This is a genomic window from Streptomyces sp. NBC_01465 (assembly GCF_036227325.1).
Lineage (GTDB): Bacteria > Actinomycetota > Actinomycetes > Streptomycetales > Streptomycetaceae > Streptomyces.
The window spans coordinates 4,465,328-4,481,876 of the sequence record NZ_CP109467.1; the positions used below are offsets into that span (position 1 = coordinate 4,465,328).

At 69.8% G+C, this 16,549-nt stretch carries 16 protein-coding genes; 6 read left to right on the forward strand and 10 right to left on the reverse strand.

Features of this window, described 5'->3' with window-relative positions; translation table 11 throughout:
* Positions 1-93: 93 nt before the first annotated feature.
* From mshD to OG707_RS21040, 3 genes are all read right to left on the reverse strand, one after another.
* Complete coding sequence (mshD, locus tag OG707_RS21030; protein ID WP_329120521.1) at positions 94-1,011, reverse strand: mycothiol synthase; 918 nt, start codon at positions 1,009-1,011, stop codon at positions 94-96.
* 51 nt (positions 1,012-1,062) lie between these two features.
* Complete coding sequence (gene helR, locus OG707_RS21035; RefSeq protein WP_329120523.1) at positions 1,063-3,222, reverse strand: RNA polymerase recycling motor ATPase HelR; 2,160 nt, start codon at positions 3,220-3,222, stop codon at positions 1,063-1,065.
* Between the two features lie 155 nt (positions 3,223-3,377).
* Positions 3,378-4,448 (reverse strand): PDDEXK nuclease domain-containing protein, encoded by a 1,071-nt coding sequence (locus OG707_RS21040; protein ID WP_329120525.1) that lies wholly within the window; start codon positions 4,446-4,448, stop codon positions 3,378-3,380.
* 204 nt (positions 4,449-4,652) lie between these two features.
* On the opposite strand from OG707_RS21040, the gene OG707_RS21045 reads away from it, so the two are divergent.
* Complete coding sequence (locus OG707_RS21045) at positions 4,653-6,470, forward strand: bifunctional metallophosphatase/5'-nucleotidase (protein WP_329120528.1); 1,818 nt, start codon at positions 4,653-4,655, stop codon at positions 6,468-6,470.
* A 57-nt stretch (positions 6,471-6,527) separates the two neighbouring features.
* Here OG707_RS21045 and OG707_RS21050 read toward each other — a convergent pair whose 3' ends face one another.
* The 7 genes from OG707_RS21050 to OG707_RS21080 form a co-directional block, all read right to left on the reverse strand.
* On the reverse strand, positions 6,528-7,313 hold the full coding sequence (locus tag OG707_RS21050; RefSeq protein WP_329120530.1) for an alpha/beta fold hydrolase: 786 nt from the start codon (positions 7,311-7,313) through the stop codon (positions 6,528-6,530).
* 58 nt (positions 7,314-7,371) lie between these two features.
* Positions 7,372-8,790: a sensor histidine kinase gene (locus OG707_RS21055; protein WP_329120531.1), complete on the reverse strand. Its 1,419-nt coding sequence runs from the start codon at positions 8,788-8,790 to the stop codon at positions 7,372-7,374.
* Entirely contained in the window at positions 8,787-9,527 is a 741-nt protein-coding gene (locus tag OG707_RS21060) for a response regulator transcription factor (RefSeq protein ID WP_329120534.1), read from the reverse strand. Before OG707_RS21060 ends, OG707_RS21055 begins: the two co-directional genes overlap by 4 nt.
* Positions 9,528-9,569: 42 nt before the next feature.
* Entirely contained in the window at positions 9,570-9,845 is a 276-nt protein-coding gene (locus tag OG707_RS21065) for a hypothetical protein (protein ID WP_329120536.1), read from the reverse strand.
* Positions 9,846-9,854: 9 nt separating this feature from the next.
* A complete protein-coding gene (locus tag OG707_RS21070; protein WP_329120538.1) occupies positions 9,855-10,991 on the reverse strand; it encodes a S1C family serine protease in 1,137 nt (378 codons plus the stop codon).
* 124 nt (positions 10,992-11,115) lie between these two features.
* Positions 11,116-12,138 carry a LacI family DNA-binding transcriptional regulator gene (locus tag OG707_RS21075; protein ID WP_329120540.1) on the reverse strand — a complete coding sequence of 341 codons (1,023 nt, stop codon included), beginning with the start codon at positions 12,136-12,138 and terminating at the stop codon, positions 11,116-11,118.
* A gap of 24 nt (positions 12,139-12,162) precedes the next feature.
* Entirely contained in the window at positions 12,163-12,966 is an 804-nt protein-coding gene (locus OG707_RS21080; RefSeq protein WP_329120542.1) for a response regulator transcription factor, read from the reverse strand.
* Positions 12,967-13,185: 219 nt separating this feature from the next.
* Here OG707_RS21080 and OG707_RS21085 point away from each other — a divergent pair, with 219 nt between their 5' ends.
* The 5 genes from OG707_RS21085 to OG707_RS42450 all read left to right on the forward strand — a co-directional run bounded on the left by OG707_RS21085 (position 13,186) and on the right by OG707_RS42450 (position 16,448).
* A complete protein-coding gene (locus OG707_RS21085) occupies positions 13,186-13,992 on the forward strand; it encodes an alpha/beta hydrolase (RefSeq protein WP_329120543.1) in 807 nt (268 codons plus the stop codon).
* 51 nt (positions 13,993-14,043) lie between these two features.
* The gene (locus tag OG707_RS21090; RefSeq protein ID WP_329120545.1) at positions 14,044-14,301 is read left to right on the forward strand and encodes a MoaD/ThiS family protein; all 258 of its coding nucleotides are present in this window, start codon (positions 14,044-14,046) and stop codon (positions 14,299-14,301) included.
* A 9-nt stretch (positions 14,302-14,310) separates the two neighbouring features.
* Positions 14,311-15,456: a hypothetical protein gene (locus OG707_RS21095; RefSeq protein ID WP_329120547.1), complete on the forward strand. Its 1,146-nt coding sequence runs from the start codon at positions 14,311-14,313 to the stop codon at positions 15,454-15,456.
* Between the two features lie 18 nt (positions 15,457-15,474).
* Positions 15,475-16,203 (forward strand): LmeA family phospholipid-binding protein, encoded by a 729-nt coding sequence (locus OG707_RS21100; RefSeq protein WP_329120549.1) that lies wholly within the window; start codon positions 15,475-15,477, stop codon positions 16,201-16,203.
* Positions 16,204-16,367: 164 nt separating this feature from the next.
* Positions 16,368-16,448 (forward strand): putative leader peptide, encoded by an 81-nt coding sequence (locus OG707_RS42450; protein ID WP_350310325.1) that lies wholly within the window; start codon positions 16,368-16,370, stop codon positions 16,446-16,448.
* Positions 16,449-16,549: the final 101 nt, after the last annotated feature.

Here is a 16,549-nt window from a genome sequence, read left to right on the forward strand (position 1 = left end):
TCATCCCCCTTTCACTAATTGAGTAGTGAAAGGGTGGCGTAAGGAAGGGGCGACGTCAAGCTCGTCGCCCCTCGGGTGCCCTTGGTGTGACCGTTATGACTCGGTTCGGTACATCAGGTCCACCTCGTGCGTGGTGAAACCGAGCCGTTCGTAGACCGTGACCGCCGCCGTGTTGTCCGCGTCGACGTACAGCATCGCGGTCGGCAGCCCCTCGGCCGCGAGATGCCGCAGCCCGGTCGCGGTCAGCGCCTTGCCGAGGCCGCCGCCCTGCGCGTCCGGGCGGATCCCCACCACGTACACCTCGCCGAGCCGCTCGGCCGAGTGCACCTTGGTCCAGTGGAAGCCGACGATCTCCCCGTCGGCCTCCCGCTCCGCGAGGAAGAACCCCTTCGGGTCGAACCACGCCTCGCCCTTCCGGTCGTCGAGGTCCCGCTGCGTGAGCGACCCCTGCTCCGGGTGGTGCGCGAAGGCGGCGGCGTTGACCGCGAGCCAGGCCGCGTCGTCCTCCCCGGTCCGGAACGTCCGTACGCGCACACCCTCCGGGTACACCGGCTCGGGAATGTCGAGCGGGGTCAACGGCCGCCGCATCTGCCGCAGTTCACGGAAGAGCGAGAGCCCCAGCGTCTGCGCGAGATGCCGCGCCGCCGAGTGCCCGCCGTGCGCCCACACCCGCAGCCGCTTCCCCGAAGCGTTCAGCAGCGCCGCCCCGAGCGCGCGCCCGTGACCGCGCCCGCGGAAGTCGGGGTGGATGACGAGCTCCGCGGCCGGGGCCTCGACGGGGTCGGTCTCCTCCAACTGCGCGTACCCGACGAGCACGTCGCCCTCGCTCAGCAGCAGATGCCGGATCCCGTCCCGCCGCCCCCCGCGCAGGGCGAGCCGCCCCTGCTCGGACACGGCCTGCTGTCCGTCGGCCCGCGCTGCGTCGGCGAGCAGCGCGAGCACGGCTTCGGCCTGGTCGGGGAGGAGGGCGTCGAGGGTGCGGACGGTGCGGGCGGAGGGGTCTGTCGTCATGGGTACGAGCGTACGGCGGGCCCGTCGGCCGTGGCTGCCCTCTGCCAGGAGTCAGGAGCTGGTGAGGACGACCAGCTGCCGGGTCGCCCTGGTCATGGCGACGTAGCGGTCGACGGCCCCCTCGATCCCCTCCCCGAAGGTCTCCGGATCGACAAGGACGACCAGATCGAACTCGAGCCCCTTCGACAGCTCCGGGGTCAGCGACCGTACGCGCGAGGCCGCCTCGAACGACGGGTCGCCGATGACACAGGCGGTGCCCTCCCCGTGCGCGGAGAGCCAGCCGTCGAGAACCGATTCCAGTTCCCCGACAGCCCCATGCACCACAGGGATCCCACTGCTGCGGATGGAACTCGGCACATTGGCGTCCGGCAGCACGGCCCGGATGACCGGCTCGGCCTCCTTCATGACCTCTTCCGGGGTGCGGTAATTGACGTTCAGGGACGCCACGTTGATCCGGTCGAGCCCGACCCGCTCCAGCCGCTCCTCCCACGACTCGGTGAACCCGTGCCTGGCCTGGGCGCGGTCCCCGACGATCGTGAAGCTCCGCGACGGGCAGCGCAGCAGCAGCATCTGCCACTCCGCGTCGGTCAGTTCCTGCGCCTCGTCGATCACCACATGCGCGAACGGCCCCGCCAGCAGATCGGGTTCGGCGCCGGCAAGACCGCTCTCGTCGATCAAGGAATCCTGCAGGTCCCGCCCGTGGAGCATCCCCATCGCGCCTTCGCTCTCGTCGATCTCGACGTTCTGCAGGAGGCTGTCGATGGACTCGGCCCGGCGCGCACGCTCGGCGGCGACGGCGGCCTCGTTGCGACGCTTGCGCCGCGATGCCTCCGGGTCGCCGAGCCGCTGGCGCGCGGCGTCGAGGATCGGCAGGTCGGAGACCGTCCAGGCCTGAGGGTCCGTGCGCTGCAGCTTCTTTACGTCGTCGGGCGCGAGCCACGGAGCGCACATCCGCAGGTACGCGGGGACGGTCCACAGATCGCCTACGAGATCGGCGGCTTCGAGCAGCGGCCAGGCGCGGTAGAAGGTGGTGACGAGCTCCCTGTCCTGCTGCAGCGACCTGCGGAAGAGCTCGGGCGAGACGTCCTCGCCGTCGTACTTGTCCATCAGGATGGCGACCAGCTCGTCCCAGATCAGCTCGCGCGCCTCGTTGTGCGGAGTCCCGGTCTCCGCCGCCGCGAACGCCTCGGCCCAGTCGTCGGCGCTGAGCCGGATGTCGGCCCAGGCGGTGGTGACGGTCATGCCCTTGGTGGGCGCCTCCTCGTACATCTTCACGGCCGGTTCGACGGCCCCGACCATGTCCGCGGACGCCTTCAGCCGGGCGACTTCGGGGTCGGTCTCGACGGCGGCGGTGGCGCCCTCCGTGACCAGATCGCGCAGGGTGCAGGTCTGCACGCCCTCCTCGCCGAGGCTGGGGAGGACGTCGGCGACGTACCCCAGATAGGGCTGGTGCGGACCGACGAACAGGACGCCGCCGCGCCGGTGTCCGAGGCGCGGGTCCGAGTACAGGAGGTAGGCGGACCGGTGCAGGGCGACGACGGTCTTTCCCGTACCGGGACCGCCGTCGACGATCAGAGCGCCGCGCGATCCCGCGCGGATGATGGCGTCCTGGTCGGCCTGGATGGTGCCGAGCACGTCGCGCATCCGGGTCGAACGGTTGCTGCCGAGACTGGCGATGAACGCGGACTGGTCGTCGAGCGCGGCATGCCCGGCGAACGCGTCCGCGGTGAACACCTCGTCCCAGTAGTCGCTGATCCGGCCCCGGGTCCACCGGTACCTGCGACGGCTGGCCAGCCCCATCGGATTGCCGTGGGTGGCGCCGAAGAACGGCTCGGCGGCGGGGGAGCGCCAGTCGATGAGCAGCCGGCGCCCGGAGCTGTCCTTGAGGCCGAGCCGCCCGATGTAGACGGGCTCGGCGTCGTCGCCGGTACCGACCATGTGCCCGAGGCAGAGGTCGAGCCCGAAGCGGCGCAGGGCGCGGAGGCGGGCGGTCAGCCGGTAGACCTCGGCGTCCCGGTCCATGGCGTCCCGGCCCTTGCCGCCGGGCGCCCTGAGCTGGGCGTCGAGGCGCTCGGAGAGTTCGGCGATCGACTGCTCGAGGCACTCCGCGATGGCGGCGAAGTGCTTCTCGTCTCCGGCGATCAGCGTGGGGTCGGCCTTGGAGGAGAGGCGGTCGGGAAGGTCGAATGCGCTGGCGGTCAGGGGGTCCATGCAGTGATCTCCGATCTGAGACCGTCCGGCGGGAACGGGCCTCGGCCAGAGATTGTGCGGTACATGGGGGGCCTTGCGGCAAGGCCCCCCACCAGCTATAACTTGAGAGTGGCAAGAGGTGGGTTTCACCCTCTGCCACTTTTTTGTTGCCTTGGTCAGGGAGCGCCCGTCTGCGCCCGCAGTACGTCGTCCGCGACCCGCGCCAGATCCTCCGCACTGGGCAGCGCCTTCTGTGCCTCGGCGTCGACACCGGTCCACGTCGCCACGGCCATGGGGCTGCCGCTGCGGGCGAGCGCGTACTCGGCGACGGCGGGGTCATGGTTGGCGGCGACCAGGAGGCCGATGGTCGGGCCGTGGCGCTCGGGGTTCCGGATCAGGTCGTCCGCCACAGCCAGATAGAAGTTGAGCTTGCCGAAGTGCTCGGGTTCGGCGCGGCCGGTCTTCAGCTCGATGACCACGAAGCGATCGAGCTTGTAATGGTAGAAGAGCAGGTCGAGCCGGAAGTCGGACTCGCCCACGCGGAGCGGGAACTGCCTCCCGACAAAGGCGAAGCCGACGCCGAGTTCGGTCAGGAACAGGACTACTCGTTCGACGAGTGCATCCTCGAGACTGCGCTCGGGGGCCTGGTTGTCGAGGCCGGTGAAGTCCAGGTTGTACGGACTCTTGACCATGGCCTGGAGCGCGTCGGAGTCCTCGGGGGCGGTGGCGGCGAAGTTGCTGAGGGCGGAGCCTTCGCGCTCGTGCAGCCGGCTCTGGATCTGGAACTCCAGCACGTTGCGGGACCAGCCGTGCTGGACGGCGCGCTCGGCGTAGAAGTCCCGCTCGGGCTGGGCCTTGCAGTGGCCCATGAGGACGATGATGTGGCCCCACGGCAATTGTCCAACAGGCTGTTGGACAAACTGTTCGGGCCATGTTCGAGCCATCTGCTGCATGTAGTGGAGGTTGCTGCGGCTGAATCCTCGCTGGCCGGGGAACTCGGTGCGCAGCTCAGTGGCGATGCGGTTGATGACCTTGCTGCCCCAGTGCTCTTCTCCCTGCTTCTCGAGGATCGTCCGCCCGATCTCCCGGTACATCCGGATCATCTCGGTGTTGACCTTGAGCTGTGCGCGGACATGCGCACCGCGCACGATCGACTTCAGGTCGTCGATCATGTCGAAGAAGCCCGACGGCAGTTCGGAGGACTGCGCGGGCAGGGAAACAGAGTTGGCCGTGATCTCGTCGCTCATGCGCACAGGCTTGCGTCGACCGTCTGTGCAGTGACGTTCATGCGATGAAAGCTCATCCGTGAGGGTGATCGTCCGTAACTTCTTCCGGGGTCGGTCAATGGCAACCAGCTCGTAACCCGTCACCCCCTGTTGCTCTACGCGCGTTGACCTTAGGCTGCGCGTCACAGTCACCACACAGGCCACGCTGAAATCACAAGGGGAGAGATGTCAGCGACACCTCACAGCAACCGTGCGGCCCGGCGCGTTCTCGCCGCTGCCGCAGGGCTCGCCACCGTCGGGGCGCTCGTTGCGGCCATGCCCGCGAGTGCCGATGGGCGGGGGCACGGGCATGGGCACACGCCCTCGCGCACCGTCGACGTACAGCTGCTGTCCTTCAACGACCTGCACGGGAACCTGGAGCCGCCGGCCGGTTCCGCCGGGAACGTCACCGAGACGCAGGCCGACGGGACCACCAAGTCCGTTCCGGCCGGAGGCGCGGAGTACCTCGCTACCTCCCTGCGGACTGCCCGCCAGGGGCACCCGTACTCGATCACTGCCGCCGGCGGCGACATGATCGGGGCTAGTCCGCTCCTCTCGGGGCTCTTCCACGACGAGCCGACCATCGAGGCGCTCAACAAGATCAAGCTTGATGTCACCACCGTCGGCAACCATGAATTCGACGAAGGCGCCGTCGAGTTGGCTCGTATGCAGAACGGTGGGTGTCATCCCACCGAGGGCTGTTACGAGGCCGGGAAGAAGTTCGAGGGCGCCGACTTCCCCTACCTCGCGGCCAATGTGACCAGCGAGAAGACCGGGAAGCCGATCCTCAAGCCGTACACGGTGTGGAAGAAGAACGGCGTCAAGATCGGGTTCATCGGTGTGACGCTGGAGGGGACTCCCAACATCGTCACCGCCAATGGCGTCAAGGGGCTCAAGTTCCACGACGAGATCGAGACCGTCAACAAGTACGCCAAGGAGCTCGATCGGCAGGGCGTGAAGTCCATCGTCGCGCTCATCCATGAGGGCGGGTCGCCGGCCTCCTCCTCGTACAACTACGGGTGCGACTCGCCGGGTGCCGGCGACGGCATCTCCGGGCCCATCGTCGACATCGCCAAGGGCATCTCGCCGAAGGTCGACGCGCTCGTCACCGGCCACACCCACCAGGCCTACGTCTGCACCATCCCCGACCCGGCCGGCAACCCGCGCCTGGTCACGTCGGCCGCTTCGTACGGGAAGCTCTACACGGACACCACCCTGACGTACGACCGGCGGACCAAGGACATCGTCCGGACCGCCGTGAAGTCGCCGGTCTCCGGCAACCACATCGTCAGCCGTGACCAGGCCAAGGCGTCCGACATCAGTCAACTCATCGCGCGCTGGAGTGCGTTGGCCGCTCCGATCGCCAATCGGCCGCAGGGGTACATCGCCGCCGACATCAACGGGCGCGGGGCCACGGCGTACGAGAAGCCTCTCGGGGATCTGATTGCCGATGCGCAGTTGGCCGGGCTCTCGCCCGCCGACAAGGGTGGCGCGCAGATCGCCTTCATGAACCCGGGCGGCATCCGGTCCGATCTTGTCTACAAGGCGAGTGGGACCGAGGGCGACGGGGTCGTGACCTACGGGGAGGCCTTCACCGTCCAGCCGTTCACCAACATGATGAATGTGGTGGATCTGACCGGTGCGCAGGTCGTCAGCGCGCTGCAGCAGCAGGTCAGCGGGTCCAACGAGGCCTCGCCGAAGATCCTGCAGAGCTCCAAGGGGCTTACGTACACGCTCGACATGACGAAGGCGGGTGCTGCTCGGGTCGTCACCGACTCGATCAAGCTGGACGGGGTCGCGATCGACCCGGCCAAGACGTACCGCGTCGCGATGAACGAGTTCCTCGCGGGTGGCGGTGACGGGTTCGCCGCGCTGGGTCAGGGGACGAACAAGCTGGTCGGCGCGTCCGACCTGGACGTCTTCAACGCCTACCTGGCGGCCAACTCCTCGGCGTCCGCGCCGATTGCGCCGCCGGCTACCGACCGGATCACGGTCATTCAGTAGGCGCTTGTACGGGGGTGGGGGCGGTGGGCCTGGTGGCCTGCCGCCCCCTTCGGGGTTTCAGAGGGTCGCGAGGAAGTTCCGTACCGCAGTGGTGAATCCCTTCGGGTCCTGGGTGTGGGCGAAGTGGTCGCCTTCGAGTTCGACCATGGTGGTGTTCGGGCGGCGGTCTGTTGTCTCCTTGGCCAGTTCGGGTGTGAAGACCTGGCTCTTCGTGCCGTGGATGAAGAGCGCGGGGCAGGTGGAGCCCGTCCAGTCCGCCCAGTGGTCGCCGTGCACGAGGGTCTCGGAGTCGATCGTGTCCTGCGGGTGGAAGGGGAGGCGCCAGCCGCCGTCGGGGGTGGGGCGCAGCGCGGGGGCGATCATCGGGCCGATGGGGCCTGTTGCGGCGATCAGTTCTTCGCGGGTGGCTGCCGTGTAGGGGAAGCCCGCGACGAAGGCGAGGCCGCTGGGGCCCTCGGGGAGTGCGGGAGGTCCCTCGACGTTGATGATCGCCGAGACCAAGTCGGGGTGGTGGGAGGCGAGTTGATAGGCGTTGATGCCGCCGAGGGAGTGGCCGAGTACGACTGCTGATTTCAGGTTCAGGTGCGCGAGGAGCGCGACCAGGTCGTCGATGTAGCCCTGCCTGGAGTACTCGGACGCGCGGTCGGAGTCGCCGTGGCCGCGCTGGTCGGGGGCGATCACCCGCCATTCGTCGCCCAGTTCGGCGGCGAGTGCGGTGAAGGCGGCGCCTTCGGAGAGGTGGCCGTGGAGGACGAGGAGGGGGCGGGCGGTGGCCGGGCCGGACTCGAGGTAGGAGAGGCGGCGGCCGTCAAGGGTCAGTTCGTTGCGCGTCGTTGAGGTCATGGCATGACTGTACGCGCGTATAGGACGACTGTGCAATACGCTTGTATAGATTTGTTGGTCAGGCTGCTTCCTGCGGGGGCGGGGTGGGCGCCCCCGGGATGCTGATGCGGGCTTCCGTGCCGCCGCCCTGTGCAGGGTGCAGGGCGATCACGCCGCCGGACTGCTGGATCGTGCGCGCCACGATGGAGAGGCCGAGGCCCGAGCCGGGGAGGGAGCGGGCGGTGGGGGAGCGCCAGAAGCGTTCGAAGACGTGGGGGAGGTCCTCGGGCGGGATGCCGGGGCCGTGGTCGCGGACCTTCAACTCGCCGTCGGAGAGGGTGACTTCCACGGTTCCTTGGGGCGGGCTGAACTTCACGGCGTTGTCGAGGACGTTGATGAGGGCGCGCTCCAGGGCGGCCGGTTCGGCGCGTACGTACCAGGGGGCGAGCGACTCGGTGATCGTCAGCTCGGGGCCGCGGAGGCGGGCGCGCTCCAGGGCGGCGGCGGTGATGTCGTGCAGGGCTACGACCTGGAGGGGGCCGCCGATGGCCGCGTCGGGGCGGGAGAGTTCCTGCAAGTCGCCGATGAGGGCGGCGAGTTCGGTCATCTGGGCCTTGACGGAGGCCATGAGCGCCTTGCGGTCGGCGGGTGGGATCGCGCGGCCGGTCTCCTCGCTGCGGGCGAGGAGTTCGATGTTCGTACGGAGGGAGGTGAGCGGGGTGCGGAGCTCGTGGCCGGCGTCGGCGATGAGCTGGGCCTGGCGGTCGCGGGATTCGCCCAGGGCGGCGGTCATGGAGTTGAAGGAGGTGGAGAGACGGGCGATTTCGTCGTCGCCCTCTACGGGGATCTGGATGGTGAGGTCTTCCGTGCGGGCTACGTGTTCGACGGCCTGGGTGAGTTCGTCTACGGGGCGCAGCCCGGTGCGGGCTACCCAGAGCCCAGCCAGTCCTGCTCCGAGCACACCGATGCCGCCAACCCCGAACAGCACCCAGGCCAAGGTGTTGAGAGGCTTGTCGATCTCGCTCAGCGAGCGGGACAGGGTGTAAGTGACAGTCTGCTGGCCACGCCCCACCGGGGCTTTGGCGGTGTACACGCGCATGGTGCTGCCATTGTCCGCCTCTGCGTCGTGCAAGGAGTCGTGCGTGACGCCGTTGGCGACGTCAACGTCCGACTGCTGCACCTTCACTGCCTCGGATCCGGGCCCGACACAGCGCGATCCGTCCTGCTGGACAATCTGGACGTTGAATGCGCCTGGCGGCTGGTTCGCCCCGGTGGTGCTGGATTCGGAGGTGCAGTTGAACAGCGTTCCGCTCAGGTAGTTCCCGCTGGGCTGCGAGTTCCGCAGCGAGTTGTCCAGCTGCTGGCTGAGCTGCGCCTTGGTCAGGAACCAGCACGTTACTGCCACCGCAGCCACGGCAATGGCCACGGCGGTGGCTACCAGCAGCGCCAGTCGGGACCGGATGGGGAGGTTTCGCAGGCGGCGGAGCAAGCGCTTCACTCCGACCCGCCCGTCGACCGCAGCGCATACCCCACGCCCCGCACCGTGTGCACGAGCCGCGCCTCGCCGCCCGCCTCCGTCTTCCTCCGCAGGTACATCACGTACACATCAAGCGAGTTGGAGCTCGGCTCGAAGTCGAACCCCCACACCGCCTTCAGGATCTGCTCCCGCGTCAGCACCTGCCTCGGGTGCGCAAGGAACATCTCAAGCAGCGTGAACTCCGTGCGCGTCAGGTCGACTTTGCGCTCGCCCCGCAGCACCTCCCGCGTCGACAGGTCCATCCGCAGATCCGCGAAGGCCAGCACATTGTCGTCCGGGGCTTCCGCGCCGGCCGCGTTCGCCGCGTACGACGACCTCCGCAGCAGCGCCCGCACCCGCGCGAACAACTCATCGAGCTCGAAGGGCTTGACCAGGTAATCGTCGGCCCCCGCATCCAGCCCCGTCACCCGGTCGCCCACCGTGTCCCGCGCCGTCAGCATCAGGATCGGTGTCGTCGAGCCGGACGCGCGCAGCCGCCGGGCCGCCGTCATGCCGTCCATCCTGGGCATCTGGATGTCCAGGATGACCAGATCGGGGCTGTACGCCTCCGCCTTGGTCAGCGCGTCCAGGCCGTCGACCGCGACCTCCGTCGCGTAGCCCTCGAAGGCGAGGCTGCGCTGCAGGGCCTCGCGTACTGCGGGCTCGTCGTCGACGATGAGGATGCGCTGCGGCTCGCGGCCGTCTTCGGCGGGGCTCATGGGTCCTGGTCCTCGGGGTGGGAGAGGTGGTCGGGGCTGGTCTCAGCCTCGCACGGCGCGCGCACGCATGGCGGTCCGGCGCGTGTGGCGGGCGGCGGCCGTGGTGGAGGCGGCCAGTTCGGGGGCCCGTACGGACGGCGCGTGCAGCGAGGCTGAGACCGCGAGCGCCAGGCCCAGGTCGGCCGGGCCCGCCGCCACCGTCGATGCGTGCTCGGCGCGGCGCACCCGGGTGCGGTGTTCGGTGGCGTCCGCGCCCCAGGTGACCATCGCGGCCAGGGTGTGGCGGGCACGGTTGAGCTGAGTGGTGAGGCTGGTCATGACGACTCCTTAGTTGCTGTCCGCGCCGCCTGCCCGCAGCGTGTCCAGGTCGGCCTTGACCGTGTTGATCGGGATCGCGAAGCCGAGGCCGACGCTGCCCGCGCTGGAGCTGGAGGTGGAGCTGTCCGAACTGGCCGAGTACATCGCCGAGTTGATGCCGATGATCTGGCCGTCCATGTTGATCAGGGCGCCACCGGAGTTGCCCGGGTTGAGCGACGCGTCCGTCTGGATCGCCTTGTACGTCGTCGTGGAGCCGCCGGTGGACCCGTTGAAGTCCTGGCCGCCGTACGAGAACGGCCACTGGCCGCTGTTCCCGCCGCTGCCGTCGCCCTGCGACTGGCTGCCTTCGTCCGTCGAGACCGTCACATCGCGGTTGAGCGCGGAGACGATGCCCGTGGTGACGGTCCCGCTCAGCCCCTCGGGCGAGCCGATCGCCACGACCTGGTCGCCGACCGCGATCTTGCTGGAGTCGCCGAGCGAAGCCGCCTTGAGGCCGCTCGCGTTCTGGAGCTTGATGAGCGCCAGGTCCTTCTTGGCGTCCGTGCCCACGACATCGGCGGTGTACGTCTTGCCGTCGTTCATCGTGACCTTGATCGACGAGGCCCCGGCGACGACGTGGTTGTTGGTGACGATCTCGCCGTCGCTGGTGATGACCACACCCGAGCCGGTGGACGAACCCGACGTCGAGGTCGCGCTGATCTCCACGATGCTGGGGGAGACCGCCGAGGCGACGCCCGCGACCGTGCCGTTGCTGCTGGAGGAGACCGTGGTGCCGTTGACCGTGGTCGAGGAGCTGGAGGAACCGTTGGTGAGGTTCTCGGCGATGGCCGCCGTACCGCCTCCGACGACCGCCGCGATGACCGCGACCGCGGCGAGCAGCGCGATGGGCTTCTTGGCGCGCTTGGGCTTCTCGGCGGGGGGTTCGACCGCCATCGGGGCCGGCCACGACTCGCCGACGATGACCGCGGCGGGCGGCTCGGCGGGCGGCGGCGGGTAGCCGCCGGCGGCCTGGGTCTGCGGGGCCTGCGCGGCCTGGGGAAGGGGGGCGGTGTACGCGTCCGCCGCGTACGCATCCTGGTGGAAGTCGTCCTTGGCGCGCTGCCAGGAGTCGTCGGCGTAAGGCTGCTGCTCGCGGTTGTCGGTCATGGATATGAGCTTGGACACCCACCATGAGAGATTCCTGAGTGCCCGCTGAGAAGCCCGACAGAACCCCGTATGCCCGATATAAAGCCCGGGCCGCCCGGAGTTGAAGGGGTTGCCCCCGGGAGATTCAGCCGCAGCCGCAGGAACGGCGGATCACCAGTGCCGAGGGGAACTGCTTCAGCCGCTCCCGACGCGACCCGGCCACCCTCAGTGCATCGTCCAGTACGAGATCCACCGCGGCCCGCGCCATCGCCGGCCGGTCCGAGGACACCGTTGTCAGCGGCGGGTCCGTCAGCGCCGCTTCCTTCACGTCGTCGAAGCCGGCCACCGCCAGCTCGCCGGGCACGTCGATGCGCAGCTCGCGCGCGGCCCGCAGCAGGCCGATCGCCTGGTCGTCCGTGGAGCAGAAGATCGCCGGGGGCCGGTCCGGGCCCGCCAGGAGCTCCAGGCTCACCTTGTACGCGTCGTAGCGGTTGTACGGGGCTTCGAAGAGCCGGCCCTCCGTCGTACGGCCCGACTCCTGCATCGCCCGGCGCCAGCCCTCGACGTGGTCGGCGACCGGGTCGCCGACGGACGGGGTGTTCTCGATGCCGCCGAGGCACGCCACGTACTCATGGCCGTGTTCGAGCAGGTGGCGGGTGGCGAGCTGGGCGCCGCCGATGTCGTCCGTGACGACCGCGACGTCGTCGATCGCCTCGGGGCGCTCGTGCAGCAGCACGACCCGCGCGTCCCACGCCTCGATCTCCGAGGCGGCGCGCTCGCTCATGCCCATGGAGACCAGGATCAGCCCGGAGACCCGCATCCCGAGGAAGGCACGGAGGTAGTGGACCTCGCGCTCGTCCCGGTAGTCCGAGTTGCCGACGAGGACCATTTTTCCGCGCTCGGCGGCGGCCTGTTCGACGGCGTGCGTCATCTCCGCGAAGAACGGCTGCCGCGCGTCCGGCACGATCATGCCTATGAGGTCGGTCCGCCGCGAGGCCATGGCCTGGGCGACCCGGTCGGGCCGGTACCCGAGCTCCTTGATCGCTGCGAGTACCCGCTCGCGCGTGGCCGGGGCGACCGGCCTCGGTCCGTTGTTGATGACATAGCTGACGACGGCGGTGGAAGTACCCGCCAGTCGCGCCACATCGTCCCGCGTCACCTTGGCCACGCGCGGCAGTCTACGCGGATGGAATTACCTTTTGGCAGGTCGTACGGAAGGTTCCTGTGGGACCTCTGTGGCCGCTGCCGGCAACGGGGCGTGCTCCTCCGTACGGGGCGCGGGCGCGGCCGCCTTCGCCTTGGCCTCGTCCGCCGCCCGCTCGACCTTCTCGGGCGCCACGAAGCGGTAGCCGACGTTGCGCACCGTGCCGATCAGCGACTCGTGCTCGGGGCCGAGCTTGGCGCGCAGCCGCCGTACGTGGACGTCGACCGTCCGCGTACCGCCGAAGTAGTCGTAGCCCCAGACCTCCTGGAGCAGCTGGGCGCGGGTGAAGACCCGGCCCGGGTGCTGCGCCAGGTACTTGAGCAGCTCGAACTCCTTGAAGGTCAGGTCCAGGACCCGGCCCTTGAGCTTCGCGCTGTACGTCGCCTCGTCGACCGAGAGGTCGCCGTTGCGGATCTCCATCGGGGAGTCGTCCGAGGTGATCTGCTGCCGGCCGGTCGCGAGCCGCAGCCGCGCCTCGACCTCGGCAGGCCCTGCGGTGTCCAGCAGGACGTCGTCGATGCCCCAGTCGGCGGTGACGGCCGCGAGGCCGCCCTCGGTGACGACGAGGATCAGCGGGCAGCCGGGGCCCGTGGAGCGGAGCAGCTGACAGAGGCTGCGGACCTGCGGGAGGTCGCGGCGGCCGTCGATCAGGATGACGTCGGCACCTGGGGTGTCGACGAGAGCGGGGCCTTCGGCGGGGGCCACCCGCACGCTGTGCAGCAGAAGGCCGAGGGCGGGAAGCACCTCCGTCGACGGCTGGAGGGCATTGGTCAGGAGCAGCAGAGAACTCATCGCGCTCCCCCTGCCGGGGTCGTCGTCTTCGGTTCGTGCACGGTTCGCTCGCCCATTACGTCGGTTCCTCCTCGGTCCCTGCGAGGACGTACGGCTTCGTACGTATACGGCTCTCGCGCCCTGAGAGCTTTTGTTCACCTGCTCGTAACAACGAGCAGGAAACACAAAAGGACCCGGGGGCTTCGCTGCCCAGGTCCTCTTGCAAGGAGAATAGCCCACATGAGTTCGGTGGCAGAGGGCCCGTTGAGCAGTGAATTTGTTTCCTTGATCACGCCAGGGGTCCGGCGGGCGACGCTACTGACCGAGGACGGCGTCCGTATCGAGGCGGTGTACGAGCCGTGTACGGCAGACGTCACGGACACCGTGATCGTCGTCGCGCACGGCTTCACGGGGTCGGTCGAGCGGCCCGCCCTGCGCCGGGCCGCGGAGGTGTTCGCGCAGTACGCGGCCGTGATCACGTTCTCCTTCCGCGGGCACGGGGGCTCGGGCGGGCGCTCCACCGTCGGGGACCGCGAGGTGCTCGATCTGGCGGCCGCGGTGCGGTGGGCGAAGTCGCTCGGGTACGGGCGCGTGGTGACCGTGGGATTTTCCATGGGCGGCTCCGTCGTACTCCGGCACGCGGCGCTGCACGGGGGGCGCACGGAGGCACAGATCGACGCCGTGGCCTCCGTGAGCGCCCCCGCCCGCTGGTACTACCGCGGCACGGCACCCATGCGGCGCGTGCACTGGCTGGTGATGCGGCCGCTGGGGCGGCTGGTGGGGCGGTTCGGGTTCCGTACGCGGATCCACCCGGAGGACTGGGACCCGGTGCCGCTGTCGCCGGTCGAGTCGGTCCCGCTGATCGCGCCGACGCCGCTGCTGATCGTGCACGGGGACCGCGACGCGTACTTCCCGCTGGACCATCCGCGGATGCTGGCGGGGGCCGGGCCCGCGGAGTTGTGGGTCGAGGCGGGCATGGGGCACGCGGAGAACGCCGCCGACGAGGCGCTGCTGCGGCGCATCGCGGGCTGGCTCGTACGGCAGTAGCGGCACGGCATCATGGGGGGCGGCGCGACGCCGGACGAAGAAGGAGTACCTATGGCAGCGGGGACCATCCGCTACTGGGCCGCGGCGAAGGCGGCGGCAGGGGTTGCCGAGGAGCCGTACGCCGCGGGGACCCTCGCCGAGGCGCTCGACGCGGTACGCGAGCGCCACTCGGGTGGCGAGCTCGGCCGCGTACTGCTGCGGTGTTCGTTTCTCGTCGACGGAGATCCCGTCGGAAAGCGCGGGCATGAGACGGTACGGCTTGCCGAGGGCGGCACGGTCGAGGTGCTCCCGCCGTTCGCAGGAGGGTGACCACCGCACATGAGTGACCAGTACCAGCAGTACCCGTACGGGCAGCAGCCCCAGCCCCAGGAGCCGTACACGCAGACCTGGGACGGCCAGACCTGGGACACCCAGTACCAGCCGCAGACGGACGCCCAGCAGCAGCAGCCTCAGGCACAGGCCGGCTGGGACCAGCCGCAGCAGACGGGCTGGGACCAGCAGCCGCAGCAGGGCGGCTGGGAGCAGCAGTACGCGCAGCAGCCGCAGGCCGATCTGGACACCGCCTATCTGCCGCCGCAGTCCTACCCGCTGCCCCCGGAGGCCCCCGCGCCCGTCCAGGCGCAGGCCCAGGCCCAGGCTCCGTACGAGCCGCCGCCCGGCCCCGCGCCCTCCTACAGCGCCCCCACCACCACCGGCAACCAGCGCATCACCGACGCCCAGCGCGCCCGTGCCGAAGGGCGTTCGCCGATCATCGCGCCGGGCATGCAGCCCGCCGGGATCACCGCCGTGCTCGCGGTGCTGATCGCCGCCGCCGCAGCGGTCGGGCGGCCCGCCGTCGTCGTGCCGCTGCTCGCGCTGCAGGCGCTCACCGCCGCCGGCTGGTTCCGGCTCAACGGGATGTGGCCCGCCCGCCAGGGCATCGCGCTCGCCTTCGCGGGCGGCATCGTCGCCGACATCGCGCTCTTCGCGGCCGGGGCCGAGAACGGGCCCGCCGCGATCATCGGGACCCTCGGCGTCTGGGTGCTGCTCACCGTCGTGATCCAGCTGCGCAGCCACGCGGGCGCCGACGAGCGCATGCAGGGGCTGATGGCGACCGTGGCCTCGTCCGCGCTCGCGATCCTCGCGGCCGGGTTCCTCGCCGCTCCCACCGACGCCGTGACGCTCGGCGCGATCGCCGTCGCGGTCGCCGCCGTCGCGCGTGCGCTGCCGCTGCCGGGCATCGCCTCCGTCGTCGTGGCGCTGCTCGCCGCCACGGGTGCGGGGATCGCCGCCGGCGGGATGACCGACATCGGTTCGTCCGGTGCGCTGCTCGGATTCGCCGCCGGGGGCTGCGCGTTGATCGGGCTGCGCGTCGCCTCGTACGACTACCCGTCCCGGTTCGTCCACATGACGGCCGGAGTGGCCCTGCCGCTCACGGCGGCCGCGCCTGCGATCTATCTCATCGGCCGGGTTGTCGGCGGATAGCGCCGTTAGGGTCTGCCCATGCGCGGACTGCGAATATTCCTCATCATCGTGGTGGTCCTCGGCGGCATCTTCGTCGCCGTGGACCGCATCGCGGTGAACGTCGCCGAGAACAAGGCGGCCGACAAGATCCAGTCGAGCCAGGGGCTGAACTCCACCCCCGACGTCTCGATCAAGGGCTTCCCGTTCCTGACCCAGGTGCTCGCCTCCGAGCTCGACGAGGTCGACGTGAAGCTCACCGGGATCACCGCCTCGGCCGAGGGCCGCTCGATCGAGCTTGCCGAGGTCAGGGCCGAGCTGAAGAACGTGAAGATCGACAGCAGCTTCTCCTCCGCGGTCGCCGAGAGCGCCGCCGGTTCGGCGCGGATCTCGTACGCGGAACTCACCAAGTCGGCGCCCAAGGGCGCGACCGTGAGCTACGCGGGTGCCGAGCGGGCCGCCAAGGGCCAGGTGAAGGTGACGGGCAGCATCGCCGAACTGCTGGAGGGTGCCGGGGTCTCCGTCCCCGAGTCCCTCAAGGCGCTGCCCCCGCTCAGCACGTACAGCACGGTGTCGCTCGTCGGGGGCGACCACGTGAAACTGCACGCGGACTCCCTCCCGCCGCTGGTGGAGGGCCGGCTGCGCAAGGTCGTCGACTACGACCTGAAGATCTCCGGACTGCCCGGCGGCCTCCATCTCGACAAGACGGTGGCCGTCGAGGACGGCGTCGAGTTCTCCGGCACGGCGAAGGACCTCTCGCTCGCCGGATAGTGAGACGAAGGTGTCCGGTCCGCAGATGGCGGGCAGGGTCAGGGCAGTGACGAAGGGGTCCGGCAGGCGCCGGACCCCTTTCGCGTCCCACTATGCGGACGATCGCGTCTCGATATCTGACACACCGGTGACATGTCCGCCCGTACATCCCTACGATCGGTGGCATGAAGCGACAGGCGGATCTCACGAAGCGGCGGGCAGTAGACCTGTGCCGCGTCGCCGCCATGCTCTGTCGCACCTTCTGAGCGGGACACTCGACTCCCCTCGCCCCCGGGCCCTTTCGACCCCATCGCACCAGGTGGTCGGGGCCACCCCTCGGCGCCGTACGCCGCCTCCCCGCGTACCC